Source organism: Streptomyces sp. NPDC008086 (assembly GCF_042957325.1).
Taxonomy (GTDB): domain Bacteria; phylum Actinomycetota; class Actinomycetes; order Streptomycetales; family Streptomycetaceae; genus Streptomyces.
Map to the genome: position 1 here is coordinate 381591 of NZ_JBIBIA010000008.1, position 25592 is coordinate 407182.

Annotated in this window: 28 protein-coding genes and 1 pseudogene; 25 read left to right on the forward strand and 4 right to left on the reverse strand. The window is 70.2% G+C overall.

From position 1 onward, the window contains the following. Positions 1-29 precede the first annotated feature (29 nt). Complete coding sequence (locus tag ACFZBP_RS29135; protein ID WP_391417374.1) at positions 30-827, reverse strand: AAC(3) family N-acetyltransferase; 798 nt, start codon at positions 825-827, stop codon at positions 30-32. A 161-nt stretch (positions 828-988) separates the two neighbouring features. Between ACFZBP_RS29135 and ACFZBP_RS29140 the strand changes: the two genes are divergently transcribed. From ACFZBP_RS29140 to ACFZBP_RS29175, 8 genes are all read left to right on the forward strand, one after another. After that, positions 989-1741, forward strand: a complete 753-nt coding sequence (locus ACFZBP_RS29140) for an ArsR family transcriptional regulator (RefSeq protein ID WP_391417376.1) — start codon at positions 989-991, stop codon at positions 1739-1741. Next, on the forward strand, positions 1738-3162 hold the full coding sequence (gene sufB, locus ACFZBP_RS29145) for a Fe-S cluster assembly protein SufB (RefSeq protein ID WP_383445176.1): 1425 nt from the start codon (positions 1738-1740) through the stop codon (positions 3160-3162). Before ACFZBP_RS29140 ends, sufB begins: the two co-directional genes overlap by 4 nt. 62 nt (positions 3163-3224) lie before the next feature. Further along, complete coding sequence (gene sufD, locus ACFZBP_RS29150; protein WP_383445179.1) at positions 3225-4406, forward strand: Fe-S cluster assembly protein SufD; 1182 nt, start codon at positions 3225-3227, stop codon at positions 4404-4406. Next, on the forward strand, positions 4406-4723 hold the full coding sequence (locus ACFZBP_RS29155; RefSeq protein WP_031057580.1) for a non-heme iron oxygenase ferredoxin subunit: 318 nt from the start codon (positions 4406-4408) through the stop codon (positions 4721-4723). The genes sufD and ACFZBP_RS29155 overlap by 1 nt, the downstream gene beginning before the upstream one ends. A gap of 7 nt (positions 4724-4730) precedes the next feature. After that, positions 4731-5495 carry a Fe-S cluster assembly ATPase SufC gene (sufC, locus tag ACFZBP_RS29160; RefSeq protein ID WP_383445182.1) on the forward strand — a complete coding sequence of 255 codons (765 nt, stop codon included), beginning with the start codon at positions 4731-4733 and terminating at the stop codon, positions 5493-5495. Further along, on the forward strand, positions 5492-6748 hold the full coding sequence (locus tag ACFZBP_RS29165; protein ID WP_234764571.1) for a cysteine desulfurase: 1257 nt from the start codon (positions 5492-5494) through the stop codon (positions 6746-6748). The genes sufC and ACFZBP_RS29165 overlap by 4 nt, the downstream gene beginning before the upstream one ends. Positions 6749-6768: 20 nt before the next feature. Continuing rightward, the gene (gene sufU / locus ACFZBP_RS29170; protein ID WP_030049075.1) at positions 6769-7236 is read left to right on the forward strand and encodes a Fe-S cluster assembly sulfur transfer protein SufU; all 468 of its coding nucleotides are present in this window, start codon (positions 6769-6771) and stop codon (positions 7234-7236) included. Further along, a complete protein-coding gene (locus ACFZBP_RS29175) occupies positions 7233-7565 on the forward strand; it encodes a metal-sulfur cluster assembly factor (RefSeq protein WP_383445191.1) in 333 nt (110 codons plus the stop codon). The genes sufU and ACFZBP_RS29175 overlap by 4 nt, the downstream gene beginning before the upstream one ends. A 128-nt stretch (positions 7566-7693) precedes the next feature. Here ACFZBP_RS29175 and ACFZBP_RS29180 read toward each other — a convergent pair whose 3' ends face one another. Beyond that, a complete protein-coding gene (locus tag ACFZBP_RS29180) occupies positions 7694-8515 on the reverse strand; it encodes an AbfB domain-containing protein (RefSeq protein WP_383445194.1) in 822 nt (273 codons plus the stop codon). Positions 8516-8688: 173 nt separating this feature from the next. On the opposite strand from ACFZBP_RS29180, the gene ACFZBP_RS29185 reads away from it, so the two are divergent. From ACFZBP_RS29185 to ACFZBP_RS29210, 6 genes are all read left to right on the forward strand, one after another. Then, complete coding sequence (locus ACFZBP_RS29185; protein ID WP_383445197.1) at positions 8689-9009, forward strand: DMT family transporter; 321 nt, start codon at positions 8689-8691, stop codon at positions 9007-9009. After that, the gene (locus tag ACFZBP_RS29190; RefSeq protein WP_391417381.1) at positions 9009-9545 is read left to right on the forward strand and encodes a TetR family transcriptional regulator; all 537 of its coding nucleotides are present in this window, start codon (positions 9009-9011) and stop codon (positions 9543-9545) included. The genes ACFZBP_RS29185 and ACFZBP_RS29190 overlap by 1 nt, the downstream gene beginning before the upstream one ends. Positions 9546-9655: 110 nt before the next feature. Beyond that, positions 9656-10645 carry a 2,3,4,5-tetrahydropyridine-2,6-dicarboxylate N-succinyltransferase gene (dapD, locus tag ACFZBP_RS29195; RefSeq protein WP_383445203.1) on the forward strand — a complete coding sequence of 330 codons (990 nt, stop codon included), beginning with the start codon at positions 9656-9658 and terminating at the stop codon, positions 10643-10645. 121 nt (positions 10646-10766) lie between these two features. Further along, positions 10767-11006: a hypothetical protein gene (locus tag ACFZBP_RS29200; protein ID WP_383445206.1), complete on the forward strand. Its 240-nt coding sequence runs from the start codon at positions 10767-10769 to the stop codon at positions 11004-11006. A 167-nt stretch (positions 11007-11173) separates the two neighbouring features. After that, positions 11174-11731, forward strand: coding sequence for a SigE family RNA polymerase sigma factor (locus ACFZBP_RS29205; RefSeq protein ID WP_383445209.1), 558 nt, complete (start codon positions 11174-11176; stop codon positions 11729-11731). Further along, complete coding sequence (locus tag ACFZBP_RS29210; RefSeq protein ID WP_383445212.1) at positions 11728-12948, forward strand: WD40 repeat domain-containing protein; 1221 nt, start codon at positions 11728-11730, stop codon at positions 12946-12948. The genes ACFZBP_RS29205 and ACFZBP_RS29210 overlap by 4 nt, the downstream gene beginning before the upstream one ends. A gap of 63 nt (positions 12949-13011) precedes the next feature. Here the strand turns inward: ACFZBP_RS29210 and dapA are convergent, their stop codons facing one another. Continuing rightward, positions 13012-13914 carry a 4-hydroxy-tetrahydrodipicolinate synthase gene (dapA, locus tag ACFZBP_RS29215; RefSeq protein WP_391417384.1) on the reverse strand — a complete coding sequence of 301 codons (903 nt, stop codon included), beginning with the start codon at positions 13912-13914 and terminating at the stop codon, positions 13012-13014. A 163-nt stretch (positions 13915-14077) separates the two neighbouring features. Here dapA and ACFZBP_RS29220 point away from each other — a divergent pair, with 163 nt between their 5' ends. The 7 genes from ACFZBP_RS29220 to ACFZBP_RS29250 all read left to right on the forward strand — a co-directional run bounded on the left by ACFZBP_RS29220 (position 14078) and on the right by ACFZBP_RS29250 (position 18420). Then, positions 14078-14245, forward strand: coding sequence for a hypothetical protein (locus ACFZBP_RS29220; RefSeq protein ID WP_391417622.1), 168 nt, complete (start codon positions 14078-14080; stop codon positions 14243-14245). After that, a complete protein-coding gene (locus tag ACFZBP_RS29225) occupies positions 14242-14934 on the forward strand; it encodes a hypothetical protein (RefSeq protein WP_391417386.1) in 693 nt (230 codons plus the stop codon). The genes ACFZBP_RS29220 and ACFZBP_RS29225 overlap by 4 nt, the downstream gene beginning before the upstream one ends. Before the next feature lie 65 nt (positions 14935-14999). Continuing rightward, entirely contained in the window at positions 15000-15407 is a 408-nt protein-coding gene (locus ACFZBP_RS29230) for a phage holin family protein (protein WP_383445721.1), read from the forward strand. Continuing rightward, positions 15404-16009, forward strand: a complete 606-nt coding sequence (locus tag ACFZBP_RS29235; protein ID WP_391417388.1) for a DUF3618 domain-containing protein — start codon at positions 15404-15406, stop codon at positions 16007-16009. Before ACFZBP_RS29230 ends, ACFZBP_RS29235 begins: the two co-directional genes overlap by 4 nt. A gap of 284 nt (positions 16010-16293) precedes the next feature. Continuing rightward, a complete protein-coding gene (locus ACFZBP_RS29240; protein ID WP_391417390.1) occupies positions 16294-16995 on the forward strand; it encodes an antibiotic biosynthesis monooxygenase in 702 nt (233 codons plus the stop codon). A 62-nt stretch (positions 16996-17057) separates the two neighbouring features. Further along, positions 17058-17669, forward strand: coding sequence for an ArsR/SmtB family transcription factor (locus ACFZBP_RS29245; protein WP_383445232.1), 612 nt, complete (start codon positions 17058-17060; stop codon positions 17667-17669). Between the two features lie 16 nt (positions 17670-17685). After that, positions 17686-18420, forward strand: coding sequence for an SRPBCC domain-containing protein (locus ACFZBP_RS29250; RefSeq protein ID WP_391417393.1), 735 nt, complete (start codon positions 17686-17688; stop codon positions 18418-18420). Between the two features lie 12 nt (positions 18421-18432). On the opposite strand, the gene ACFZBP_RS29255 is transcribed toward ACFZBP_RS29250, so the two are convergent. Further along, positions 18433-20262 carry an endonuclease/exonuclease/phosphatase family protein gene (locus ACFZBP_RS29255; RefSeq protein WP_391417395.1) on the reverse strand — a complete coding sequence of 610 codons (1830 nt, stop codon included), beginning with the start codon at positions 20260-20262 and terminating at the stop codon, positions 18433-18435. Between the two features lie 330 nt (positions 20263-20592). Between ACFZBP_RS29255 and ACFZBP_RS29260 the strand changes: the two genes are divergently transcribed. The 4 genes and pseudogenes from ACFZBP_RS29260 to ACFZBP_RS29275 form a co-directional block, all read left to right on the forward strand. After that, positions 20593-22038, forward strand: a complete 1446-nt coding sequence (locus tag ACFZBP_RS29260; protein ID WP_383445242.1) for a hypothetical protein — start codon at positions 20593-20595, stop codon at positions 22036-22038. Positions 22039-22216: 178 nt separating this feature from the next. Continuing rightward, the gene (locus ACFZBP_RS29265) at positions 22217-23665 is read left to right on the forward strand and encodes an alkaline phosphatase PhoX (protein ID WP_391417398.1); all 1449 of its coding nucleotides are present in this window, start codon (positions 22217-22219) and stop codon (positions 23663-23665) included. 75 nt (positions 23666-23740) lie between these two features. Then, positions 23741-24502 (forward strand): HNH endonuclease, encoded by a 762-nt coding sequence (locus tag ACFZBP_RS29270; RefSeq protein ID WP_391417400.1) that lies wholly within the window; start codon positions 23741-23743, stop codon positions 24500-24502. After that, positions 24454-25569 (forward strand): annotated as a pseudogene (locus tag ACFZBP_RS29275) (TROVE domain-containing protein); the annotation flags it as partial. The gene ACFZBP_RS29270 and the pseudogene ACFZBP_RS29275, both read left to right, overlap by 49 nt. Positions 25570-25592 lie beyond the last annotated feature (23 nt).

The window sequence follows — 25592 nt, forward strand, 5'->3', positions numbered from 1 at the left end:
TACGGGGCGGGTGACCCGAACGGCCGGGTTCACATCACCTCCGCGCGGGACCGGTGTATCCCCAGCCACCGCTCCGCGTACGCCACCGCCTCCGCCACCGGGAACAGCCGTACGTCGGCCGCGCCCACCTTCCCGCGGACGACGGGCCGGTCCCGCTCGAAGTCGTGACCCAGCTCGTCGAACCGCTCCGAGCTGATCGATACCTCGGTGACCACCTCCCATCCCGCTGGCCCCGGCCGCCCCACCCTCACCAGTGGCGTCGGGATCCGGTACTCGGCCAGATGGAAGCTGGTACAGGTGTCGTAGCCGGCGCCGAGCAGCAGCACGCGCGCGTGGAGCGCCTCCAGCCGGGCCAGCGGGCTGCGCTCACCCAGCCGGCAGTCGACGGCGTGGCCGTCCAGCACCTCGGCCGCGCGCGGGCCGACGGCGGCGAAGGAGGTCTGGGGGTGCGCGCTGCGCAGGGCTCCGGGCCAGGTCCGTACGGTTTCGGGGATGACGCCGACCCCGCGCGTGGGCGTGATCAGGGGGTCGTACGCGGGCATGGTGGCCCGGATCACCGGCCACCACTCCTCGGGCACGGGCGGGTTGCTCCACACCGCCGGGTCGGACAGGTCACCGCTCTGGGTGGGGACGACCAGAGTGCCGTCCGGGCCGAGGGCGTCGAGCAGACCTTGGACGACCGCCACGGGGCCTCCGCAGACCCAGCCGAGCGAGCTGAGCGAGGAGTGCACGAGGAGGGTCTCACCGCTTCGGACGCCCAGCTCGCGCACTTGCTCGGCGAGGGTGTCCCGAGTGACAAGAGGGCCGGTGGGAGGGGGTGTGGACATGCTTCGGGAGTGTTCCGGACGGGTCCGTACGCCGCCACCGAATTGATCGATCAGAGATCATTTCCGCAGGTCAGATTAGGTATGCCTAAGTGACGCAGCGCACCGTCGGGGCGGCCGGGCGCGGCTTGCCCGGTCCTGAGGAATTACGCAACAATGGCGTTGTGAAAAACGTCGGCGAGGCTCGGGAGACCCCTACGGGGGCCCCTCAGGAGGAGCTCGCGACCGGGGAGCGCTCGACGCGCAACCGGGTCGCGCGGTCCATCCTGGACCACGGGCCGTCGACCGTCGCGGAGCTGGCGCGCCGGCTGGGGCTCACCCAGGCCGCCGTCCGCAGGCATCTGGACGCGCTGGTCGCGGACGATGTCGTGGAGGCCAGGGAACAGCGGGTGTACGGCACGCGCACGCGTGGCCGTCCCGCCAAGGTCTTCGCGCTCACCGACTGCGGCCGCGACGCCTTCGACCAGTCGTACGACAAGCTGGCCGCGGACGCCCTGAAGTGGATCGCCGAGCGTGAGGGCGGGAGCGAGGCGGTCGCCGCCTTCGCCCGCGCCCGGATCGCCGCCCAGGCGAGCGCGTACCGCAAGGCGATCGAGGCCGTCAGCCCGGACGAGCGCACCGAAGCCCTGGCCAAGGCCTTGAGCGCCGACGGGTACGCTGCTACGGCGCGCAGCGCACCCCTCCCTCAAAAGGGCGAGCAGCTCTGCCAGCACCACTGCCCGGTCGCCCATGTGGCGGAGCAGTTCCCCCAGCTGTGCGAGGCGGAGACGGAGATCTTCGCCGAGCTGCTCGGAACGCACGTCCAGAGACTGGCGACCATTGCGCACGGCGACGGCGTCTGCACGACGTTCATCCCGAAGATTTCCCAGCACACCGATAACGCATCTGCAAGCACGGCCGGGAGGAACCCCGCATGACTCTCCCCATCGAGGAGACTGCCCACCCTGAGCTCGATGGCCTGGGCAAGTACGAATACGGCTGGGCCGACTCCGACGAAGCCGGCGCCTCTGCGAAGCGTGGTCTGAGCGAGGACGTCGTCCGTGACATCTCCGCCAAGAAGAACGAGCCGGACTGGATGACCAAGCTCCGTCTCAAGGGCCTGCGGCTGTTCGACAAGAAGCCCATGCCGAACTGGGGCTCGGACCTCTCCGGCATCGACTTCGACAACATCAAGTACTTCGTGCGTTCCACGGAGAAGCAGGCGGAGTCCTGGGAGGACCTGCCCGAGGACATCAAGAACACGTACGACAAGCTCGGCATCCCCGAGGCGGAGAAGCAGCGCCTCGTCGCCGGTGTCGCGGCCCAGTACGAGTCCGAGGTCGTCTACCACCAGATCCGCGAGGACCTGGAGGAGCAGGGCGTCATCTTCCTGGACACCGACACCGCCCTGAAGGAGCACCCGGAGCTCTTCAAGGAGTACTTCGGGACCGTCATCCCGGTCGGTGACAACAAGTTCGCGTCGCTGAACACCGCCGTGTGGTCGGGCGGCTCCTTCATCTACGTCCCGCCGGGCGTCCACGTGGAGATCCCGCTCCAGGCCTACTTCCGCATCAACACGGAGAACATGGGCCAGTTCGAGCGGACCCTGATCATCGTCGACGAGGGTGCCTACGTGCACTACGTCGAGGGTTGCACGGCCCCGATCTACAAGTCGGACTCGCTGCACTCCGCGGTCGTCGAGATCATCGTCAAGAAGAACGCCCGCTGCCGCTACACGACCATCCAGAACTGGTCGAACAACGTCTACAACCTGGTCACCAAGCGCGCCGTCGCCTACGAGGGCGCGACCATGGAGTGGATCGACGGCAACATCGGCTCCAAGGTGACGATGAAGTACCCGGCCGTCTACCTGATGGGCGAGCACGCCAAGGGCGAGACCCTGTCCATCGCCTTCGCGGGCGAGGGGCAGCACCAGGACGCCGGCTCCAAGATGGTCCACATGGCGCCGAACACCTCCTCCAACATCGTGTCGAAGTCCGTGGCGCGTGGCGGCGGCCGTACCTCGTACCGCGGGCTCGTCGAGATCGGCGAGGGCGCCCACGGCTCGAAGTCCAACGTGCTGTGCGACGCGCTGCTCGTCGACACCATCTCCCGCTCCGACACGTACCCCTACGTGGACGTCCGTGAGGACGACGTGTCCATGGGCCACGAGGCGACCGTCTCCAAGGTCTCCGAGGACCAGCTCTTCTACCTGATGAGCCGCGGTCTGAGCGAGTTCGAGGCGATGGCGATGATCGTGCGCGGCTTCGTCGAGCCGATCGCCAAGGAGCTGCCCATGGAGTACGCCCTCGAGCTCAACCGGCTGATCGAGCTGCAGATGGAGGGCGCGGTCGGCTAGGGCCGGTCTCCGTACAAGCAGCTAGCGAAATCTGACGTAGGAAAGAGAGCAGACCGACAGCCATGGCTGAGGCTCAGAACATCCCCGTGGGCTCCACCACCGCGGGCCAGATCGCGGTGGCCGCCGAGTCGACCGTCGCCACGCGCATGAGCGCGCCCCCGTCCTTCGACGTGGCGGACTTCCCGGTCCCGCACGGCCGCGAGGAGGAGTGGCGGTTCACCCCGCTGGAGCGCCTGCGCGGGCTGCACGACGGCACCGCCGCCGCGACCGGTGACGGTGTGAAGGTCGACGTGCAGGCCCCCGAGGGCGTCACCGTCGAGACCGTCGGCCGTGACGACGCCCGGATCGGCAAGGCGGGCACCCCGGTGGACCGCGTCGCCGCCCAGGCGTTCTCGTCGTTCGAGAAGGCCGGCGTGGTCACCGTCCCCAAGGAGACGGTCCTCACCGAGCCGATCCGCATCGCCGTGCACGGCGAGGGCGGGGTCCGCTACGGCCACCAGGTCATCGAACTCGGAGCCTTCGCCGAGGCCGTCGTCGTCATCGACCACACCGGTGACGGGGTACTCGCCGCCAACGTGGACTACATCCTGGGCGACGGCGCCAAGCTGACCGTCGTCTCCGTCCAGGACTGGGACGACAAGGCCGTGCACGTGGCCCAGCACAACGCCCTCATCGGCCGGGACGCGAGCTTCAAGTCGGTCGTGGTGACCTTCGGTGGCGACCTCGTGCGCCTCCACCCGCGCGTCACCTACGCCGGCCCCGGCGGCGAGGCCGAGCTGCTCGGTCTGTACTTCACGGACGCCGGTCAGCACCAGGAGCACCGCCTCCTGGTCGACCACAACGTCCCGCACTGCAAGTCCAACGTCGTCTACAAGGGCGCGCTGCAGGGCGACAACGCCCACGCGGTGTGGATCGGCGACGTCCTCATCGAGGCCAAGGCCGAGGGCACGGACACGTACGAGATGAACCGGAACCTCGTCCTCACGGACGGCGCCCGGGTCGACTCCGTGCCGAACCTGGAGATCGAGACCGGCGAGATCGTCGGCGCCGGCCACGCCTCGGCGACCGGCCGCTTCGACGACGAGCAGCTCTTCTACCTGATGGCCCGCGGCATCCCCGCCGACGAGGCCCGTCGCCTGGTCGTGCGCGGCTTCTTCGCCGAGCTCGTCCAGCAGATCGGCGTCGACGACATCGAAGAGCGCCTCCTCGTGAAGATCGACGAGGAGCTGGAGGCCACGGTCTGATGGCTTTCGTACGCGCCTGCGGGCTGAGCGAGCTGGAGGAGGACACCCCGAAGCGGGTGGAACTCGACGGCACGCCGGTCTCGGTCGTGCAGACCGAGGGCGAGGTGTTCGCGATCCACGACATCTGCTCCCACGCGAACGTCTCGCTCTCCGAGGGCGAGGTGGAGGACTGCCAGATCGAGTGCTGGCTGCACGGCTCCAGCTTCGACCTCCGCACCGGCAAGCCGTCCGGCCTCCCCGCGACGCGCCCCGTCCCCGTATACCCCGTAAAGATCGAAGGGGACGACGTACTCGTCTCCCTCACCCAGGAGTCCTGAGGCACCCATGGCAACGCTTGAAATCCGAGACCTGCACGTCACCGTCGAGGCCGACAACGCCACGAAGGAGATCCTCAAGGGCGTCGACCTCACCGTGAAGCAGGGCGAGACGCACGCCATCATGGGCCCCAACGGCTCCGGCAAGTCGACCCTCGCCTACTCCCTCGCGGGTCACCCGAAGTACACGATCACTTCCGGCACCGTCACCCTCGACGGCGAGGACGTCCTGGAGATGTCCGTCGACGAGCGCGCCCGCGCGGGCCTGTTCCTGGCGATGCAGTACCCGGTCGAGGTCCCCGGCGTCTCCGTCTCCAACTTCCTGCGCACCTCCGCCACCGCCGTCCGCGGCGAGGCCCCCAAGCTGCGCACCTGGGTCAAGGAGGTCAAGGAGGCCATGGAGCGCCTCAACATGGACTCCTCCTTCGCCGAGCGCAACGTCAACGAGGGCTTCTCCGGCGGTGAGAAGAAGCGCCACGAGATCCTTCAGCTGGAGCTGCTCAAGCCGAAGATCGCGATCCTCGACGAGACCGACTCCGGCCTGGACGTCGACGCCCTGCGCGTCGTCTCCGAGGGCGTGAACCGGGTCCGTGAGACCGGCGAGGTCGGCACCCTGCTGATCACGCACTACACGCGCATCCTGCGCTACATCAAGCCCGACCACGTGCACGTGTTCGCGAACGGCCGTATCGCCGAGTCCGGCGGAGCCGAGCTCGCGGACCAGCTCGAGGCCGAGGGCTACGACAAGTACGTGAAGGGTGGCGCATCCGCGTGACACAGCTGCCGGGCCTCCTCGACACCGAGGCGCTCCGCAAGGACTTCCCGATCCTGGACCGCGTCGTCCACGACGGCAAGAAGCTCGTGTACCTGGACAACGCGGCGACCTCGCAGACGCCGCGCCAGGTGCTCGACGTGCTCTCCGAGTACTACGAGCAGCACAACGCCAACGTCCACCGTGGCGTGCACGTCCTCGCCGAGGAGGCCACGGCGCTGTACGAGGGCGCGCGCGACAAGGTCGCGGAGTTCATCAACGCGCCCTCGCGCGACGAGGTGATCTTCACCAAGAACGCCTCCGAGTCGCTGAACCTCGTGGCCAACATGCTCGGCTGGGCCGACGAGCCCTACCGGGTGGACCACGAGACCGAGATCGTCATCACGGAGATGGAGCACCACTCCAACATCGTGCCGTGGCAGCTGCTCGCGCAGCGCACGGGCGCGAAGCTGAAGTGGTTCGGCCTCACCGACGACGGCCGTCTCGACCTGTCCAACATCGACGAGATCATCACGGAGAAGACGAAGATCGTCTCCTTCGTGCTGGTGTCCAACATCCTGGGCACGCTCAACCCGGTCGAGGCGATAGTGCGCCGTGCGCAGGAGGTCGGCGCGCTGGTCTGCATCGACGCCTCGCAGGCAGCGCCCCACATGCCGCTGGACGTGCAGTCGCTGCAGGCCGACTTCGTGGCCTTCACCGGCCACAAGATGTGCGGCCCGACCGGCATCGGCGTCCTCTGGGGCCGCCAGGAGCTGCTGGAGGACCTGCCCCCGTTCCTCGGCGGCGGCGAGATGATCGAGACGGTGTCGATGCACTCCTCGACCTACGCCCCGGCCCCGCACAAGTTCGAGGCGGGCACGCCTCCGATCTCGCAGGCCATCGGCCTGGGCGCGGCGATCGACTACCTCAACTCGATCGGCATGGACAAGATCCTCGCCCATGAGCACGCCCTCACCGAGTACGCGGTGAAGCGGCTCGGTGAGGTCCCGGACCTCAGGATCATCGGCCCGACCACGGCCGAGGACCGCGGCGCCGCGATCTCCTTCACCCTCGGCGACATCCACCCGCACGACGTGGGCCAGGTCCTCGACGAGCAGGGCATCGCGGTCCGGGTCGGCCACCACTGCGCCCGCCCGGTCTGCCTGCGCTACGGAATTCCTGCGACCACGCGAGCGTCGTTCTATCTGTACTCCACGCCGGCCGAGATCGACGCTCTGGTGGACGGCCTGGAGCACGTACGGAACTTCTTCGGCTGACGGGACGGGACGAGCGACGCATGAAGCTGGATTCGATGTACCAGGAAGTCATCCTGGACCACTACAAGAACCCGCACGGGCGTGGTCTGAGGGATGGCGACGCCGAGGTGCACCACGTGAACCCGACGTGCGGCGACGAGATCACCCTGCGTGTGAAGTACGACGGCACAAAGATCGAGGACGTCTCGTACGAGGGCCAGGGCTGTTCCATCAGCCAGGCGAGCGCGTCCGTACTGAACGAGCTCCTCGTCGGCAAGGACCTCTCCGACGCGCAGAAGATCCAGGAGACCTTCCTGGAGCTGATGCAGTCCAAGGGGAAGATCGAGCCGGACGACGCGATGGAGGAGGTCCTGGAGGACGCGGTCGCGTTCGCCGGGGTCTCCAAGTACCCGGCCCGGGTCAAGTGCGCCCTCCTCAGCTGGATGGCGTGGAAGGACGCGACGGCCCAGGTGCTGGGCGGAGCCGACGCCGAAAGGAAGACGGCATGAGTGACACCGTGGAGATGAAGCCGGCCTCGGAGGAAGAGGTCCGCGAGGCCCTGTATGACGTCGTCGACCCCGAGCTGGGTATCGACGTCGTCAACCTCGGCCTGATCTACGGCATCCACATCGACGAGGCGAACATCGCCACGCTCGACATGACCCTGACCTCGGCGGCCTGCCCGCTGACGGACGTCATCGAGGACCAGGCCAAGTCCGCCACGGACGGCCTCGTCAGCGAGCTGCGCATCAACTGGGTGTGGATGCCGCCGTGGGGCCCGGACAAGATCACGGACGACGGGCGTGAGCAGCTTCGGGCGCTGGGCTTCAACGTCTGAGTGCATGTGAGAGCGGCGGCACCTTCCGGGTGCCGCCGCTTTTGCGTGCGCCGCTTTCTGCGCGCCGCTCTTCTGTGCGCGGATTCTCTGGGCGCGGATTCCTTGTGCGCGCCGTTCTTCCCGAGCGCTCAGGCCAGCCCGCCCACCAGCCGGAACGACGAATCCGCCAGGTACAGGGAGCTGTACTCGAAGCGTTCGAGGCGGACGACGAAGTTCTTGTGGCGGAGGAAGTAGCCCGGGTAGTTGACCGACTCCAGCATGACGGCGCCGGAGTAGGAGGAGCTCCGGGCGCAGAAGGTGGCGTCCTGGCCGAACATTGCGGAGCCGTCGTTGCGCTCGGGCCGCAGGACGAAGTTGCGGTGGCGCAGGTAGCTGCCGTCCTGGGTGACGAAGGAGTGGCAGGAGCGGTCGGCGAGGCCCTTGACCTGCTTGAAGGTGGAGTCCTCGCGGGACTCGGAGCCGCGGACCGGGTCCAGGGCCACGGAGCCGCCGCTCGCATGCCAGTAGCGGTCGGGATAGTTGACCGAGCGGACGGACCGCCAGGTGGTGGCCGGCGGCTTCGGGTCGCCGGGTGGTGAACTCGCCTCGTGGGGAGCCGACTTGGACGGCTCCGGCGCGGGTTCGGGGGTGCCGGCGTCCTGTTGGCGAGGCGCCTTGCTGGTCGGCTTCTCCGTCGCCAGGCCGCTCTTGCCCTCGGGGGGAGTCTCCGACGGCGTGGCGAAGGAGATCAGGCCGGGGACCGATGCCTTGTCGCCGGCCGGCGCGGAACGCGACTGGCCGTCAGGCGCCCGGTCCGTCACGACGATCGCCGTGGCGCACGCGACGATCGTCGCCACCGCCATCGTGCCGGCCAGCCACAGGCGGCGCGTTCCCGGCGCCCGCGAGGTGTCCGGGGCCCAGCCGTTCTCCCAAGGCTGGTCCTGGGGTGGCCGGGGCTTGTTTTCTGACATGCGCTGTTCCTCCAGCGGGGGCACGCGACGACAGCCGCGGCTGCGAAGGCCCGGTATGTGAACGGTGAAACACTAGTGGCTGCAGGGGTGTTGGAGTAGCTGTTCGGAACGAGCCGTATCCAGATCGAATCCATTGTGTACGGTCGTACGCAACGTTGTGTACGCTCGTACATATGGGATACCTGCTGCTCGCCGGAGCCATAGCGGCCGAGGTGGCCGCCACCACGGCCATGAAGTACAGCGACGGTTTCAGCAGGCTGTGGCCGTCACTGCTGACCGCCACCGGATACCTCGTCTCCTTCACGCTGCTCGCCCAGACGCTGAAGTCCGTCTCCATGGGCACGGCGTACGCGATCTGGGCCGGGGTCGGCACTGCGGCCATCGCCACCATCGGGATCCTGTTTCTGGGGGAGGGGATGACCGTCGTCAAGGCCGCGGGCATCGCCCTGATCATCGTCGGGGTCGTCGTGCTGAACCTGGGGGGTGCGCACTGATGGGCCGGCGCTACGACCCCGAGCGTCGGCAGCGGATCATCGACGCGGCGATCCGGGTGGTCGGGGAGAAGGGGATCGCCGGGTTGAGCCACCGCACGGTGGCGGCGGAGGCGGATGTGCCGCTCGGATCGACCACGTATCACTTCAAGACCCTCGATGATCTGCTGGTCGCGGCTCTGCGTCAGGCGAACGAAGGGTTTGCCAAGGTGATCGCTTCGCGCGGTGCGCTGGAGGATCCGGAGGTCGATCTGGCCGGTGAGCTCGCGGGGCGGATGGGGGAGTGGCTGGCGGGCGACCGTACCGGTGTGGAACTGGAGTGCGAGCTGTATCTCGCTGCTCTGCGTCGGCCGGCGTTGCGGCCGGTCGCCGCCGAGTGGGGGCGTGATCTTGCCGATCGGCTGGCCTGTCGTACGGATGCGGTTACGGCGCGGGCGTTGGTGGCGTTGTTGGACGGGATCTGTCTGCAGGTGCTGCTTACGGAGGTGCCGTACGACGAGGAGTACGCGCGGGAGGTGCTGGCTCGGGTCATTCCGTGACCGCCGCCGGTTCCTTGCCCCCGCCGCCGCTGTCTCGCCGTACCGCCCGGCACGTGAGACGCGCCCCCGTCGGTTCGCCCCCGCGGTGTGGGCCACGTTAGGTTGCCCTTATGACCGACACGACTGCTCCTCGTACCACCGGCGCCGTGGCCGCCGGCCTTGCCACGATCGCTGGCGACGGCACTGTTCTCGACACATGGTTCCCCGCGCCCGAGCTCGTCGCCGAGCCCGGTCCCTCCGGCAGTGAGCGGCTTTCGGCCGAGCAGGCCGCGGAGCTGCTCGGTGGCGGTGCCACCGCGGCGATCGGGCCGGACGCGCGTCGGGGCGTCGAGGTCGTGGCGGTCCGTACGGTCATCGCCTCGCTCGACGAGAAGCCGATCGACGCGCATGACGTCTACCTGCGTCTGCACCTGCTCTCCCACCGCCTGGTCAAGCCGCACGGCCTGAGCCTGGAGGGTCAGTTCGGGTTCCTCGCGAACGTCGCCTGGACCTCGCTGGGCCCGGTCGCCGTCGACGACATCGAGAAGGTCCGGCTGAACGCGCGGGCCGAGGGCCTGCACCTCCAGGTGACCTCGGTCGACAAGTTCCCGCGGATGACGGATTACGTCGCCCCCAAGGGCGTCCGCATCGCCGACGCCGACCGGGTCCGCCTCGGCGCGCACCTCGCCGAGGGCACGACCGTCATGCACGAGGGCTTCGTCAACTTCAACGCCGGCACCCTCGGCACGTCGATGGTCGAGGGCCGTATCTCGGCCGGCGTCGTGATCGGCGACGGCTCCGACATCGGTGGCGGCGCGTCGACCATGGGCACCCTCTCCGGCGGCGGAAACGTGATCATCTCCATCGGCGAGCGCTGCCTGATCGGCGCCGAGGCGGGCGTCGGCATCGCGCTCGGCGACGAGTGCGTCGTCGAGGCCGGGCTGTACGTCACCGCGGGCACCCGGGTGACCATGCCCGACGGGCAGATCGTCAAGGCCCGCGAGCTGTCCGGCGCCTCCAACATCCTCTTCCGCCGCAACTCGGTCACCGGCACGGTCGAGGCCCGCCCGAACAACGCGGTGTGGGGCGGCCTGAACGAGATCCTGCACAGCCACAACTGAGCCACCCGACAACCCCACTCCCTCACGTACGGGTTACTCCACGTGACCTCACCCCGGTCCAGGCAGATGAACGGTTGGACGCAGTTTCCGATCACACGCCGAACCGACGAGATGAGGGCCGATGACGGGTCGAGGGCAGACGAGGGCGCGGAGCAGGGTCGTGCTCCGGCTGGTGGTGGGGGCGTTGGCCGTGGGGGCGGTGTGCTGGCTGCCGGCGGGCGGCGCGTATGCCGACGAGACCAACACGGGCTCGCACAACGGCCCCCGGATCGGGCTGGTCAACGTCGGACAGGTGGACGATCCGATGGAGGACGTGCTGGAGCACTTCCTGCTCTTCGGTGACGGGTACAAGTGGGGTTGATCAGCCGTACAGCACGGGTCGGGGCCCGTACCGCTTCCTCTGCGGTACGGGCCCCGACCCGTTTCCTGATTATTTTCTGTGAGGTGGCATAGCGGCCACCCGTCGCACGCGTCACCAGGAGTAGGAGTGGCGGGCGCCGGGCCGGCCCGGGGGAAGAGAAGGTGACGATGGATGCCGAAGCGCAGGACAGGTTTCGCGAGTTCGTGGAGAACCGGTCGTCCGCGCTGTTGAGGACCGCGGTGCTGCTGAGCGGCGGCGACCGGCACGCCGCGGAGGACCTTCTGCAGAACGCCCTGGTCAAGGCTGCCGACCGCTGGCACCGCATCGACGAGCCGGAGGCGTACGTACGGCAGATCCTGTACCGGCAGCAGATCAGCCGTTGGCGGCTGAAGTGGCGCCGCCGCGAGTTCACCGTCGCCGAGCCGCCCGAGACCGGCGCGAGCCCGGACGCCGCGCCCGACGCGGAGCTGCGGCTGCTGATGCGCGGCGCGCTGGCCCGGCTGACGGCAAGGCAGCGGATGGTGCTGGTGCTGCGCTACTTCGAGGACCTGCCCGAGGGCGACGTGGCCCGTGTCCTGGGCTGCTCCGTGGGCACCGTACGGTCCACCACCCACCGTTCGCTCGCCCGGCTGCGCGCGCTCGCCCCCGAGTTGGCGGCCCTGGGCCCGGCCGAGGTCGAGTCGCAGTCGTCCCGTGACTTCTCGCCCGTGGAGGTGCGACCGTGAACGTCGAGGAACTCGTGCGTGACTCCCTGCGGGAGTTGGCAGACGAGCAGACGTCGGCCGGACCCGGGCTCGCCGAGCGAGTCCTGCTGGTGCGGCGGCGCCGGCGCACCCGGCGGATCGCCTCCGTCGCCGCGGCCACGGCGGCCGTCGTCGCCATCGGCGTCGCGGTGCCGCTGCTGGACTCCGGCAAGGAGGACGTACGGCCCGCGGACGTCGTCCAGAAGAGCAAGGACGTCGCACACCCGGACCAGTCGCCGCCACGCGATCTGATCTCGGCCGGGAACACGGTGCTGGCCGCCTACTACATCCCCCGGACCGTCAAGCACTCCGCCGGCCGGGCCGAACGCGTCCGCGACTACTGGCTGCTGGACCAGCGGACGGGCAAGTACGTGAAGACCACCAAGTGGTCCTACGTCGCCGTCGCCCCCGGCCTGAAGACCGCCGCCGTGCTGGAGCGCGACCTGCCCGCCTCCCGGATCGGCATGCTCGACCTCGCCACCGGCGAGGTCGAGCGGTGGATCGAGCTCGACCACAAGGTCGCCGGGCTCTCCTTCTCGCGCGACGGTCTGAAGCTGGTCGCGACGACCTACGGCGAGAACCCCGACCAGCTGGTCAAGACGGAGGGCTCCGACTTCTGGGACCAGATGCAGCCCTCGACCCGTACCGGCTTCTACGTCCTCGACACGGTCTCCGGCAAGGGCTCCTGGAGCGAGGTCAAGCTGAAGGGCGACCCGAACGACCCCATGGGCGCCGGTTTCATCAACGCCCGCCAGGACTTCGCCCTCAGCCCCGACGGCAGACATGTCTGGGCCGGCAACCCCATGGGGGAGATCGGCAAGCAGTTCTACGACTTCACCGGCGCCGAGGTCCCCGTACCGGCGGACCAGAAGCACCTCCAGTGGTACGTCGACGCATGGCAGTCGCCCAGCGGCAGGCTGGTCGCGGGTGACTTCGCCGGCAAGAAGTGGAAGACGTCCTCCTGGGTCCTCGACGCGCGCACCGGCCGCAAGACCGAGGTCCGCGGGCAGCAGCTGCTCGCCTGGGTCGGCGACACGTCGCTGATCGCCTGGGACATGGGGCCGGACAGCAAGAACGAGTTCCATCAGCGGCTCGTGAAGGTCACCATCGGCAGCGACAGGACGGTCCCCCTCAGCGGCTTCCGCAAGGGCAACGACGGGGACGCCGGACGCTGGGAGCCCGTCTTCGCCGAGCGCTGAGCACCGAGTGCTCGGCGCACCGGACGCTGACCGGGAAACGGCCCTGACCAAGCCGGGTCCCGATCAGCCGGTGACGTACTCCTGGTAGACCGCCAGCAGCCTGTCGACCGCCTCGCGGTCGGCGGGCCGCAGCGGTGCCCGGACGGGACCCGCCGGCAGGCCCAGCTCGTTGAGCAGGGCCTTGGCGGTGACCGTGCCGGGCAGACCCGCCGACATCATCGACTCGATGAGCGGCGTGGCGCGTTGTTGGAGGCGGGCGGACACGGGGGTGTCGCCCGCCTCGAACACGTCCAGTACGGCCCGCATCCGGGCCGGCACGACATTGGCGACCGTGCTGATGTAACCGGCGCCCCCCACCGCGTACAGCGCCAGATTGTGCTCGTCGCAGCCCGCGTAGTACGCCAACTCCGTGCGCGCCAGCACCTTCTGGGCGCCGAGGAAGTCGTAGGAGCAGTCCTTCACGGCCACGATCCGGGGGTGCTCGGCGAGCCGGATCAGCGTCTCCGGCTCGATGCGGGTGCCGGTGCGGCCCGGGATGTCGTACAGCGCGAGAGGCAGTCCGGCGGCGTCCGCGACCTCGCGGAAGTGCGCCTCGACGGCGTCCTGCGGGGGCCTGCTGTAGTACGGCGCGACCACCAACAGGCCGTCGGCGCCCGCCTTCTCGGCCGCCAGGGCCAGCTCGACCGTGTGCCGGGTGTCGAAGGTGCCGACGCCCGCGACGACCGACGCCCGGCCCGGCACCGCCTCCCGGACGGCCCTGATCAGCTCCGACTTCTCGGCGTCCGTCGTGGTCGGCGACTCGCCTGTCGTACCGGAGAGCACCAGCCCGTCACAGCCCTCGTCCACCAGCCACGCGGCGAGCCGCTGCGCCCCGTCCAGGTCGAGCGCGCCGGCCTCGGTGAAGGGCGTGATCATGGCGCAGAGGGCGCGGCCGAAGGGCGGGGCGGGGGAGGGGTTCGTCGTCATGGCAGTAGTGTCGGCAGGATGACTGTGAAGCTCTACTTAATTCTTCTACAGTGTGTTGGTAAGTAATGCTGCGGCATGGGGGCTGATCAGGGTGGTCGTACGCCCTATGTCCAAGTCGGGCGCCATGGGTCACTATGGCCAGGACGGTGAAGGACCCCTGGTCATGGGAGGCGTCATGAAGCTCGGCAAAGCACTCGCCACCGGAGTCGCGCAGGAGCGGCCGCAGGACCACGACGAGGAAACCGAACTCGCCGAGGAGATCGCGGAGATCGCCGGGACCGGGACCGTCGAGACGGCGTCGGCGCACGAAGAGGTCCCGGTCACCCGATGAGACTGCGGCTTCCGGAGGAACGCCCGACGGAGCCGCCGACCGGATACAAGATCGCCCACCCGATGCTGTCCCAGGACGGTACCCGGGCCGGGTTCACCGGTGTGTCGCTGGGCGGCGCGCTGCCGTACGGGGTCCTGGCCGACGCGTCCTGCGTCTACGGCCTGCGGCACCCGGCGCCGAGCCGCCGCTGCGACTGCGGCTTCCACTGCGTCCACGACCGTACGACGGCGGAGGCGCTGCTGTGCACGGCCGAGCACCGGGCGGCCGTACTGCTCGAGGTCACCGTGCTGGGCCGGTACATCCGCTTCGAGCGCGGCTTCCGCTACGCCCGTCAGCGGGTGCGCACCGCCACGGTCGGCCCCTGCGCCTGCGGTACGGTCGCCGCCGCCCTGGCCGACACCGGCTGGGGCCGCCCCGGCTGGAAGGCCCTCGCGCCCTCCTGTGCGGGCTGCCTGCGCGGCCGTACGTCCGTCTCGCTCGCGGAGTTCGCCCGGCTGGCGGGGCAGGGGCTGCGGGTGGTGGCCGGGCAGGGGGCCTCCGTGGCGGTCGCCGGCCTCGCCGCGGCCGGTGAACCGGGCGTACCCGAACTCACCGCCGAGGCCGCCCTGTTGCAGGCCCGCCTCGACTGGTTCCAGGCTCAGCTGGCCCGGCTGGGCGAGCGCGGACCGGGCGGCGGCCGGCAGGGATAGCGGGGGCCGCGACGGGTACCCGGGTGTTCCGAACCGAGAGGAGGCGGAACACCGTGACCGGTTCCATGGCTCCCGAGCGGCAGCGCGACGAGCATCGCTCGGTGAGCGAACTCGTAGGACAGGCCGGCGAGCAGCTCTCCCGGCTCGTACGGCAGGAAGTCGCCCTCGCCAAGGAGGAGCTGGCCGAGAAGGGCCGGCGCGCCGGCCGCGGCGGTGGCCTGCTGGGGGCCGCGGGTGCGGTCGCGTACGCCGGTCTGCTGTTCCTGGCCGCGGCGGCCACCGCCGCGCTCTCGCTGACGCTGCCCCTGTGGGCCGCGGCGCTGATCGTGACGGGGGCCCTGTTCGCCCTCGCCGGCCTGCTGGCCGCGACCGGCCGCGCACAGTTGCGCCGCGCCGCCCCTCCCACCCCGGAGGAGGCTCTCGGCAGCGTCAGGGCCGATGTCGAGGAGATGAAGGGAAGGGCGCACCGATGACGGACAAGAAGGCGGGGGCGACGGGCGGCGGAGAGGCCGCGAAGAAGGGCGCCGCGAAAGCCGCGGCCGCGGGGAGGAGCGCGGCCAAGAAGGCGGGCGGCGGGGCCAAGGGCCCCGACGAACTGCGCCGCCAGATCGAGCGGACGCGGGGCGAACTCGGCGACACCGTCGAGGAGTTGGCGGGCAAGGCCGACGTGAAGGGCCGCGCCATGGCTCGCGCCGCCGACCTGAAGGACAAGGCGGGCGCGATGACCGTGCAACTGCGCAGCAGCGCGACCCAGGCCGGGCACGTGGTCCAGGACCGGGCGGCGCGCGCCGGGCACGTCGTGCAGGACAAGGCGGCGCAGGCCGGGCACGTCGTGCAGGACCGCGCCACGCAGGCCGGGCACACCGTGCAGGACCGGGCCACCCGGACCGGCCACACCGTCCAGGACAGGGCGACGCACGCGGGCCATGTGGTCGAGCACAGTGTCCCGCGTCCCGTCCGCACCGTCGTGCAGGCCGGTCTGCGGCATCCGCGGCCGGTGCTGATCGTCGGGGCGGTGGTGGGAGCGGTCGTCGCGACCCGGGTGCTGCGCAGGCGGGGGCACGGAGCCTTCTGACCGGCGTCCGCCCGAGAACGTGCCTGGGGGCTGCCGCCCCCAGGCCCCCGCGTCTGCCCTGAAGGGGCCTCGTCCTCAAACGCCGGACGGGCTGAATGATGCCGGGCGGTGTGAGGCAGGCGCGGTCGCAGAGGCACACCGGTACGGCGGAGTCAGGGGCCGGCCCCGCCCCGGCCGGGGTCGGTCCGGCCGAGGTCGGTCGCCGGGCGGCGTCTTGACCTCAAGTCCGGTTGAGGGCGAAAGGTGATCGGTGCACGCATCGACCACCCCTCCCGGAGGCCGCCATGCCCCGCCGTACCGACGCCCACCCCGACCTCACCCGCCCCGACATGGGCGCCCCCTTCTTCAGCACCTGGCGGGTGGGCACCCCTCTGCGGCAGAAGCAGACCGTCGAGGCCATCGCCGGCACCTGGGAGGCCCGCCCCTGGCCCGCCGACGACCTGCTCGGCTACCACGTCTACACCGGCCACGACGGCTCCACCCTCCTCCACCACGCGCAGTGGCGCGATGAGCAGGCCTACGAGTCGTTCGTACGGACGCACCGGCAGGAGCGCGTCGACGAGATCGACACCGCCGTACCGGGCATCGAGCGGCTGGGGCTCGGCCGGTACCGGCGCTACCGCGGTGTCCGGCGGGACGGCGACCCCCGGGTCCCCGGCTGTGTCGTGATCGTCGACATCGAGTTCGAGGGACCCGACCCCGAGCGGCAGCGCGCCTGGGTGGACGCCGTCCTGGAGGCGCTCGCGGCCGAGCCGAACCCCCACCCCGGCGGCATCTCCGCCCACTTCCACCTCGGCACCGACGGCACCCGCGTCCTGAACTACGCCGAGTGGGAGAGCGCTCAGGCCCACGCCGACGCCCTCGCCGCCCCCGGCGACGGTGTGGGCTCGGCGACGGAACCGTGGCATCGGGTGCAGAACTGGCCGGGGCTGAAGCGCAGCACGGTCAGCCGGTACGACCACGCGCTCGGACTCCTGCCCGGCTGAAGCGACTCACCGAAAATTTGAACCGCCTGGACAAAAAAAGTTTTCGGTGAGACGGTGGACGCATGCTGGACGTCACCGTGATCGAGGACCCCGAGGCCGCAGCCGTCTCCCTGGACCCCACAAGGGCCCGGCTGCTCGCCGAACTGGCGGCCGGACCCGCGTCCGCCGCCATGCTGGCCGGCAAGGTCGGACTGCCCCGGCAGAAGGTGAACTACCACCTCAAGGCACTGGAGCGGCACGGCCTCGTCGAGCTGGCCGGGGAGCGTCGCAAGGGAAACGTCACCGAACGGCTCATGCGGGCGACGGCGGCGTCGTACGTCATCTCGCCGCTCGCGCTCGCCTCCGTGCAGCCGGACCCGGACCGCTTCCGCGACCAGCTCTCCGCCCGCTGGCTGCTCGCACTCGGCGCCCGGCTGGTGCGGGACGTCGGTTCGCTGATCACCGGCGCCACGAAGGCCCGCAAACGGCTGGCGACCTACGCGCTCGACGGCGAGGTCCGCTTCGCCTCGGCCGCCGAACGAGCCGCCTTCATCGAGGAGTTGACGGCCGGCGTGAGCGCCCTGATCCGCAAGTACGACGCGCCCGGCACCGAGGGCGGCCGTGACCACCGGATCGTCGTCGCCGTCCACCCCACGGTCAAGGACCAGCAGCCCACCCAGGAAATCGAGCAGTAGGACCCAGGAGCCCGCCATGTCCAAGGAATTCGAGATCGCCCGCGAGTTCGAGGTCGACGCCACGCCCGAGGAGGTCTGGGAGGCGGTCACCACCGGCACCGGAGGCTACCTCTGGCCGATGGAACCGCCGGAGCCCCGGGTCGGCGGCCGCGGGCCGTTCGGGTCCAAGGTCACCGCCTGGGACCCGCCGCACCGCTACACCAACCTCGTCGAGGACGTCGAGGGCATCGCCGAACAGTCGAGGAACCAGCTCGACTACACCATCGAGCCCCGCGACGAGGGTCGGCGCGCCTGGGTGCGGTACGTGCACAGCGGCATCTTCGTCGACGACTGGGACAACCAGTACGACGGCGCCGCCAAGCACACCGACTTCTATCTGCACACCCTGCGTGAGTACCTTGTCCACTTCGCGCCCCGCCCGGCCGCCTTCGCCACGTTCGACGGCCCCGAGGCGGCGAAGGCCGCCGATGCCCTGGCCGTGGTCGGGCGGGCCCTCGGCGTCGGGGAGGACGTGACCGCCGGGACGAGCGTGCGGGTGCACGGCCCCGACGACTTCGACGCCGTGGTCGACTTCCGCGACCCCCACTTCATCGGGCTGCGCACGGAGCGGGGCCTGACCCGCGTCTTCGGACGCAACCACTGGGGCCACCCCGTCGGCATCTCCCTGCACGACTTCACGCCCGGCGCCGACATCAAGGAGTGCGAAGCCGCCTGGCAGAGCTGGCTGAACGGCGTGTTCAGCCAGCCCTGAGCCCGGGCGTGACTACGGGCGGAACCGCAGCACCTGCGGGTCGTGGTCGCTGATCTGGTCGTTGAACTCCGAGTTGATGTGCACGCTGTCGTACTCGAAGTCGCAGGACTTCCGGATCGACGGGCTGATCAGGATCTGGTCCAGCGTCTGGGCGTTGCCCTGGTAGACGTACGAGTAACGCTCGCTCCTGGGCAGCGACTTGATCGCCGACCACAGCGCCCCGTCGTCCTCCAGCAGCTTGGCGGTGCCGGAGAACTCGAAGTCGTTGATGTCGCCGAGCGTGACGACATCCGCGTTCTTCTGGACGGCCAGGATGTCCTTCACGAACGAGTTCACCGCGGTCGCCTGGAGGTGGCGCTGGGTCTCCGAGCTGCGGACCGGCGGCTGGAACTGCGCGTGCAGCGGCTGGTCGCCTCCCTTGGAGGCGAAGTGGTTGGCGATCACGAAGACCGTCCGGCCACGGAAGGTGAACTCGCCGGCCAGCGGCTTACGGCTGTTCGTCCAGGCCGCGTTCGCCGGGTCGACCCGCCCCGGGGAGACCGTCAGCGCGGCCTTGCCCTTGACCTTGGTAACGCCGACGGCCGTCGCGGCGTCGCCGCCCGCACGGTCCACGAAGGACACCCGCTCCGGGTTGAACAGGAACGCCTGCCGGATGTTGCCGCCCGGCTCACCGCCGTCGGCCTTGTCCACCGGGTCGATCGAACGCCACTGGTACGCCGGGCCGCCCGCGGCGACGATCGCGTCGATCAGCTTCTGCATCGTCTGGTCGGCGGCGACCGTACCGTCGTCCTTCGCGCCGTTGTTGTCCTGGATCTCCTCCAGGGACACGATGTCGGGCGACTGGAGGCTGTTCACGATCGCGGAGGCGTGCTCGGCGAAGGTGGCGTCGGACGGGTCGAGGTTCTCGACGTTGTACGTCGCGACCGCCAGCTCGCCGCGCCCCTGCTTCCGCGTGGTCTCCCGCTTCAGGCCACCGCTCTTGAGCGTCCCCAGCTCGCTCGCGACCAGGGTGTAGCCGCCGAACTGGGTGTAGTCCAGCGGACCTGTGGTGGTGCCGGCGAGGGTGTCACCGACGTTCGCGACCGGGAAGTCGGCCGGCTTGCCCAGGGACTGGATCTGGAGGCGTCCGGTGTTCTGGGACTCGTAGGAGCCGTAGACCGTGCCGCCGCGCCGGTTGCGGTGCTCCCACGGCTTCACCGTGACCCACAGCTCGGTGTACGGATCGGTGGCGGTGACCACGCGGGCGTCGGCGACCTGGACGTTCATGTGCTCCAGGGACTCGTAGTAGTCCAGGGCGTACGCCCTGGGCCTGAGCGTCAGGCCGTTGACCGAGCCGTTCGCGGCCGCGTCGCCGGCGGGGGCGTAGGCGGCCGGCACGGATCTGTCGGAGATGACCACGGCCGCCGGCAGGGCGTTGCCGCTGGAGACGACGGTGAACGTCGGCTTGGTGATCTCGGTGATCGACTGGTTGCCGGTGGCGGCGCCGCCCGGGACGTACTCCTGGACCGTACCCGACACCGTGACCGCGTCGCCGACGGCGACACCCTTCGGCGTGGAGTTGGTGTAGACGAAGATGGCCTCGCTGGTGGCCGGGTTGTCGTCCGCCTGCGGATCCTGGATCCAGAAGCCTCTGGACGAACCGTAGGTGCGTACGCCGGTGACGATTCCGGCCACGTCCGTGACCTCCTTGCCGGCGTACGGGGATATGCGCGTGCTGCCCTGGACGTCATGGATGCGCACGGAGTCGGCGTGCGCGGGGGCGGTGAGGACGACGGTGGACGCAGCGGAACACACGGCGGCGACGGTGAGCGCGGCGAGACGCGCGGACTTCTTGCTCGGCAACGGAATCCCTCCGGGGACGTGAATGAGCGCCGGGACGAGGGTGGTGCGTGGAACGGTCGGTGCAAACGCTGGGTGCAGGCGCGACCGGTGGGGCGGTGGCGACGCGCGTAGAAAATACAGTGAACAGATGTCCGCCCGGTTTCTACGCGCGTCAATCTCCTGCCTGGTCAAGTCACTTGTCAAGGTTTCGGCCATGTACAGCGCCCGACGGGGAGATGAACCGGGTGGCATGGGTCGAAATCCGTCTAGGCTGAGCGGTCGAGCCGTGATGCGTACGGCCGAGGGCCGTGTCGCTTACGGCCATGCAGAACGCCCTAGGAGAAACAGCCGATGTCAGACAGCTCCTCCCTGCCGCCGGTGCGGCTGCACCCCGAAGCGGAGCTGGCGCGGGACGCGCTGTCCACGCCGTTGCTCGCCCGGGCCACGCGGCTCGCCCGCTGGGCCGGACCCGACACCCGGGTCGACGCCGGGGGCGGCCTCGTGGAGGAGCAGCTGCCGGCGGCCGCCGAGGCACTCGGGCTGAGCGGCGACGACGCCGCCGCGTACGCGAGCGAGGCCTGGCGCGTGGCCGTCGACGCCGGGCTGGTCGAGATCGTCGACGAGGAGGCCGGCACGGTCGAGCCCGGCGCCGACCTGGCGCTGCTGACCGGCGGTTCGCCGCAGGACGTGCTCGCGGTGTGGCTGGCGGCGCTGGAGACGGTCCTCGCCGACGCGAGCGTGCCCGACCTCGACGACCTCGTCGACGCCATCGACACGGGCGGCGAGATCGACTTCTCCTCGCTGGACTGGGACCCGGAGGCCGAGGCGGAGTTCCTCGACGGAGTCCTCGGCAACCTGTACCTGCTCACCGTCGGCGAGGACGGCCCCGGCGAGGCACCCGTGCCGCTGCCCGCCCTCGCCGCGTCGATGATCGTGCCCAGCGACATGGGCGAGCCCACGAACGACGTGCTGGAGCAGGTCTCCGACGCGATGATGCGCCTCGACGACCAGTTCCGGGTGCTGGCGCCGGTCGGGCTGGTGGAGTACCAGCCGGTGGACGAGGCGCTGATGGCCGACGCGGACGCGGAGGCCGAGGGCGCCGGAGAGGCGTCGGCCGCCGTCGACGACACCGACGTATCGCGCTACGGCATGGTGCGGCTGACCCCGCTCGGCCTGTACGGGCTGCGGTCGCGACTGCTGGAGGCCGGGTTCGAGGCGCCCGCCGTCGGGGACCTCGCGGACAAGGGCGCCGACGCACTGCTCGACGGCACCGCCACCTTCCCGCAGGTCGCCGCGCGCACCGAGACCGAGATGTGGCTCGCCCGGCGCGAATCCCTCGCCGCGGCACGGGAGTTGCTGGCGGCGGCGCGCGGCCTGGACGCCGGGGCCCCGCTGCGGCGGCTGCGCTGCCAGCAGGCGCTGTCCCTGCTGGGCGCGGACGCCGAGCCGGCGCTGCGGGAGGTCCTCGACGATCCCGAGCTGGGCGGGCTGGCCCGGGTCTGGCTGACCGAGGCGGGGTTCTCCGACGTTCCCGCGCCCTCCCAGGACCTGGTGTTCTGGCTGACCGTCGACACGGTGGCGGCGCAGCTGGCGGCGGAGGGGAACTCCGACGAGCTGCGGGCGCTGGTGGAGGGGCTGGCCGCGCAGCACGGTGGGTTCTTCGCGGCGGCGTGGCGGGTGGATCATCCGGCCACCGCGGATGTGCTGGAGGCGATGGGGCGGTTGCATCCGGACAAGAAGATCGCGAAGGAGGCGCGGAAGGCCGCGTTCAAGGCGCGGTCGCAGCAGGGGGGCTGAGCCTGTCCTGCGAGTGCCGGTCGAGTGTCGCTGGTCGCGCCCGCGCGGCGGAGCCGCATATGGATACCGTCCCGCGCCCCTTAGGGCGTTGTTCAACCGGTGTTCACGCATGGGCGGCACCGTTGCGCCGACTCGAGGTCCGCCACCCTCCACGGCACCCACTGTCTCAGGAGACACCATGTCGCTCACCCGTAGGGACTTCGCCAGGAACTCCGCGATCACCGGTGCCGGTGTCGCGCTGGCGGGCAGCGCCGGCGTTCTGGCCAGCGCGCCCAACGCGCTCGCGTCCACGGAGGCCGCGGCCGAGGGCGAGAAGTCGGCGGACGCCCACGGTGGCGGCGTCGGGTACGGCCCGCTGATCCCGGACCCGAAGGGCATCCTCGCGCTGCCCGCCGGGTTCGAGTACCGCGTCATCACCTACAGCGGCAGGACCAAGCTGGAGTCGGGCGAGTTCACCCCCTCCAACCACGACGGCACGGCCGCCTTCGACGGGCCGCGCGGCACGACCCTCCTCGTCAACAACCACGAGCTGAAGGGCCCCCGCGCCAACTGGAAGCACCCCGTCCCGCTCACCGAGGGACTCGTCTACGACCCCGCCGCCTCCGGCGGTTGCACGGTCGTCGAGGTCCGCCCCGGCGGACAGGTCGCCGAGTGGGTCGGCATCGCCGGCACCTCCACCAACTGCGCGGGCGGCCGCACCCCCTGGGGCACCTGGCTCACCTGCGAGGAGAACTCCGACCGGGCCGGCACCAACGGCATGACCAAGGACCACGGCTACGTCTTCGAGGTCGACCCCGTCGACCGGCGCGCCAACCAGGACCCCAAGCCGCTGAAGTTCTTCGGCCGCTACGACCACGAGGCCGTCGTCATCGACCCCAGGCGCGGCCACGCCTACCTCACCGAGGACGCCGCGGGCCCCAACGGACTGCTGTTCCGCTGGACCCCGCCGAAGGGCTTCGAGTACGGCCACGGCAGGTTCCGCACGCTGGCCGACGACGCCGGTGTCCTCCAGGCCCCCAAGTGCTTCGACTCGGGCGGCAAGTTCGTCGATGACCTCTCCCGCGCCACGAGGATCGGCACGGTGTACGGCGTCGACTGGGTGGACGTCCCCGACCGCGACGCCAGGACCACGCCCGTGCGCAAGCAGTTCGCCGGCGATGAGATCACCCGCGCCCGCAAGCTCGAGGGCATGTGGTGGGGCGACGGCGGCACCTACATCGTCTCCTCCTACGCCCGCGAGGAGAGCCCCCTCCAGCACGACGGCCAGGTCTGGTTCTACGACCCCAAGCGCCGCACCCTGACACTGAAGGTCCTCCTCGGCGTCAACCCCGACCCGTCCAAGGACGGCGCTTTCGACGGCCCCGACAACATCACCGTCTCCCCGTACGGCGGCCTCGTCATCGCCGAGGACGGCGAGGGTGTCCAGCACCTCTTCGGCGCCACCGACAGCGGCCGCACCTACCCCATCGCCCGCAACGAACTCAACATCGGCACGGACGACGAGCCCGAATACAGCGAGTTCACCGGCGTCACCTTCTCCTGCGACGGAAAGACCCTCTACGCCAACATCCAGACGCCGGGCATCATGCTGGCGATCACGGGGCCCTGGAAGCGGCAGCGGCGTTAGAACGCTGGGTCACTCGAATAGGTGAGCCTGTCCGATTCGAGGGGCGGTGCCTGGCGCTCGACATACCGTTCACGCATGTCCAAGTTGTGTGAGCAGTGCGCCACGCCGGTGAAGAGGCAGGGCAGACGCTTCTGTAGTAACCGGTGCAGCCTCGTGGGGACAGCCGTGCAACGTGCTGAAGGCAGGCGCAGGCCGAAGCCGGTGTGCCCTCAGTGCGGGGAACCTGTACTGACCAGGGGCGCGATCCATTGCAGCCGAACCTGCGCCAATACAACCCGAAGGCAGCAGGCGGCGGCACGTCGTGGGAATCCCGCGCCGTGCCGCCGTTGCGGAGCGACGGGGCGTCGTCCTCGCTGCGACGGGCCGTACTGCTCTTGGGAGTGTTTCAACGAGGATCGCTATGAGCGGACGGGCACGTTCGCGCGATGGCTCGCTGCCTGGCAGGCGGGTGAGGTCAGCGGAACCCGAGAGGACGGCAGCCCGGACTGGCGTGTGCGCCAAGCCTTGGTCCTGCTCAGAGGGCAGTGCTGCGAGAAGTGCGGCTGGGCCGAGATCAACCCCGTGTCCGGACGTGTCCCCCTGCACGTTGATCACGTCGACGGAGATCGTACGAAGAACCGTCCGGAGGACCTTCGACTGCTGTGCCCGAACTGCCACGCGCTCACGCCCAACTACCAGCACTTGAACAACCCCCGAGTACAGCCTGTGCGGCAGCAGCAGAGCCGCCGCTATCAAGAGGTCTGGCTTGGCCAACGCAAGGCAGCGGACACTCGCTCAAGGGGAGATGAGGCGTCGCCGACGCCGTACGCCGCCTCTACGGCGGCAAGGCGCTGCTGAAGTACGACACCGCGTCCAAGGGCTACCGCTTCGGCGACATCCTCAACCTGGTGCACGCGGCGCCGGACCCGGACAAGCCGTGGCAGGGCGAGCTGTTCCAGTACGCCCTCGCCCGCCGGCACAACCCGGACACCGCCGTGCCGCCCGCGTCCGCCCGGACGCTGGTCGCGCACCGCGAGCTGATGGCGCTGCCCGTCGAGGAGCGCCGTGCCGTGGTCACCTCGCGGGGCGGGGCCGAGCGGCTCGCGGCGGCCGGGATGACGTGGGAGGCGCTGGCGGGCTGGCTCCAGGGGCCGATGGACAGGGCGGCCTGGGAGTCGGTCATCCCGTCCATGGGCGCGATGGCGCTGATCCGCAACCTGCGGAACTTCGACGAGGCAGGGGTCTCCGACGAGGTGGCGGCCCAGGTCGCGGCGCGGATCAGCGACCCCGCCGAGGTCGTACGGGCGCGGCAGTTCCCCTTCCGGTACCTCGCCGCGTACCGGCACGCGCCGTCGCTGCGCTGGGCGTACCCGCTGGAGCAGGCGCTCGGTCACTCGCTGGCCAATGTGCCCACGCTGCCCGGCCGGACGCTGGTGCTCGTCGACCGTTCCGGCTCCATGTGGGGTCCGCTGTCCGACCGTTCGAAGCTCAACCGCGCCGACGCGGCGGCGATCTTCGGCACGGCACTGGCGTTGCGGGCGAAGAACGCGGACCTTGTGGAGTTCGGCACCACGAGCGCCCCGGTGAGGTTCCGCGGGGGCGAGTCGGTGCTGAAGATCCTCGGCCGCTTCGGTGGCCTGGGCGGCACCGACACCACCGGGGCGGTCCGCCGGCACTACCGGAAGCACGATCGGGTGCTGATCGTCACCGACGAGCAGTACGCGTACAGCCGCCACGGCGACCCGACCGAGCAGGTCCCCGCCGACGTGCCGGTCTACACCTGGAACCTCGCCGGCTACCGGGCGGGACACGGCCCGTCGGGCAAGGCGAACCGGCACACCTTCGGAGGGCTCTCGGACGCGGCTTTCCGGATGGTTCCCCTGCTGGAGAGCGCTCGGAACGCCGACTGGCCCTGGGTGAACTGAGGTCCGGCACGAGCCGGGAGCGT

Excerpts from the sequence above, each read along its gene's own strand:
- ACFZBP_RS29250 (WP_391417393.1), top strand. The coding sequence starts at position 17,686 with ATGTCCAAGGAATTCGAGATCGCCCGCGAGTTCGAGGTCGACGCCACG.
- ACFZBP_RS29270 (WP_391417400.1), top strand. The coding sequence starts at position 23,741 with ATGTCCAAGTTGTGTGAGCAGTGCGCCACGCCGGTGAAGAGGCAGGGC.
- ACFZBP_RS29225 (WP_391417386.1), top strand. The coding sequence starts at position 14,242 with ATGAGACTGCGGCTTCCGGAGGAACGCCCGACGGAGCCGCCGACCGGA.
- ACFZBP_RS29200 (WP_383445206.1), top strand. The coding sequence starts at position 10,767 with ATGACGGGTCGAGGGCAGACGAGGGCGCGGAGCAGGGTCGTGCTCCGG.
- dapD (WP_383445203.1), top strand. The coding sequence starts at position 9,656 with ATGACCGACACGACTGCTCCTCGTACCACCGGCGCCGTGGCCGCCGGC.
- ACFZBP_RS29185 (WP_383445197.1), top strand. The coding sequence starts at position 8,689 with ATGGGATACCTGCTGCTCGCCGGAGCCATAGCGGCCGAGGTGGCCGCC.
- ACFZBP_RS29235 (WP_391417388.1), top strand. The coding sequence starts at position 15,404 with ATGACGGACAAGAAGGCGGGGGCGACGGGCGGCGGAGAGGCCGCGAAG.
- ACFZBP_RS29240 (WP_391417390.1), top strand. The coding sequence starts at position 16,294 with ATGCCCCGCCGTACCGACGCCCACCCCGACCTCACCCGCCCCGACATG.
- ACFZBP_RS29180 (WP_383445194.1), bottom strand. The coding sequence starts at position 8,515 with ATGTCAGAAAACAAGCCCCGGCCACCCCAGGACCAGCCTTGGGAGAAC.
- ACFZBP_RS29205 (WP_383445209.1), top strand. The coding sequence starts at position 11,174 with ATGGATGCCGAAGCGCAGGACAGGTTTCGCGAGTTCGTGGAGAACCGG.
- ACFZBP_RS29230 (WP_383445721.1), top strand. The coding sequence starts at position 15,000 with ATGGCTCCCGAGCGGCAGCGCGACGAGCATCGCTCGGTGAGCGAACTC.
- ACFZBP_RS29265 (WP_391417398.1), top strand. The coding sequence starts at position 22,217 with ATGTCGCTCACCCGTAGGGACTTCGCCAGGAACTCCGCGATCACCGGT.
- sufD (WP_383445179.1), top strand. The coding sequence starts at position 3,225 with ATGGCTGAGGCTCAGAACATCCCCGTGGGCTCCACCACCGCGGGCCAG.
- ACFZBP_RS29245 (WP_383445232.1), top strand. The coding sequence starts at position 17,058 with ATGCTGGACGTCACCGTGATCGAGGACCCCGAGGCCGCAGCCGTCTCC.
- ACFZBP_RS29260 (WP_383445242.1), top strand. The coding sequence starts at position 20,593 with ATGTCAGACAGCTCCTCCCTGCCGCCGGTGCGGCTGCACCCCGAAGCG.
- sufC (WP_383445182.1), top strand. The coding sequence starts at position 4,731 with ATGGCAACGCTTGAAATCCGAGACCTGCACGTCACCGTCGAGGCCGAC.
- ACFZBP_RS29220 (WP_391417622.1), top strand. The coding sequence starts at position 14,078 with ATGGGAGGCGTCATGAAGCTCGGCAAAGCACTCGCCACCGGAGTCGCG.
- ACFZBP_RS29190 (WP_391417381.1), top strand. The coding sequence starts at position 9,009 with ATGGGCCGGCGCTACGACCCCGAGCGTCGGCAGCGGATCATCGACGCG.
- ACFZBP_RS29175 (WP_383445191.1), top strand. The coding sequence starts at position 7,233 with ATGAGTGACACCGTGGAGATGAAGCCGGCCTCGGAGGAAGAGGTCCGC.
- sufB (WP_383445176.1), top strand. The coding sequence starts at position 1,738 with ATGACTCTCCCCATCGAGGAGACTGCCCACCCTGAGCTCGATGGCCTG.
- ACFZBP_RS29135 (WP_391417374.1), bottom strand. The coding sequence starts at position 827 with ATGTCCACACCCCCTCCCACCGGCCCTCTTGTCACTCGGGACACCCTC.
- ACFZBP_RS29155 (WP_031057580.1), top strand. The coding sequence starts at position 4,406 with ATGGCTTTCGTACGCGCCTGCGGGCTGAGCGAGCTGGAGGAGGACACC.
- sufU (WP_030049075.1), top strand. The coding sequence starts at position 6,769 with ATGAAGCTGGATTCGATGTACCAGGAAGTCATCCTGGACCACTACAAG.
- dapA (WP_391417384.1), bottom strand. The coding sequence starts at position 13,914 with ATGACGACGAACCCCTCCCCCGCCCCGCCCTTCGGCCGCGCCCTCTGC.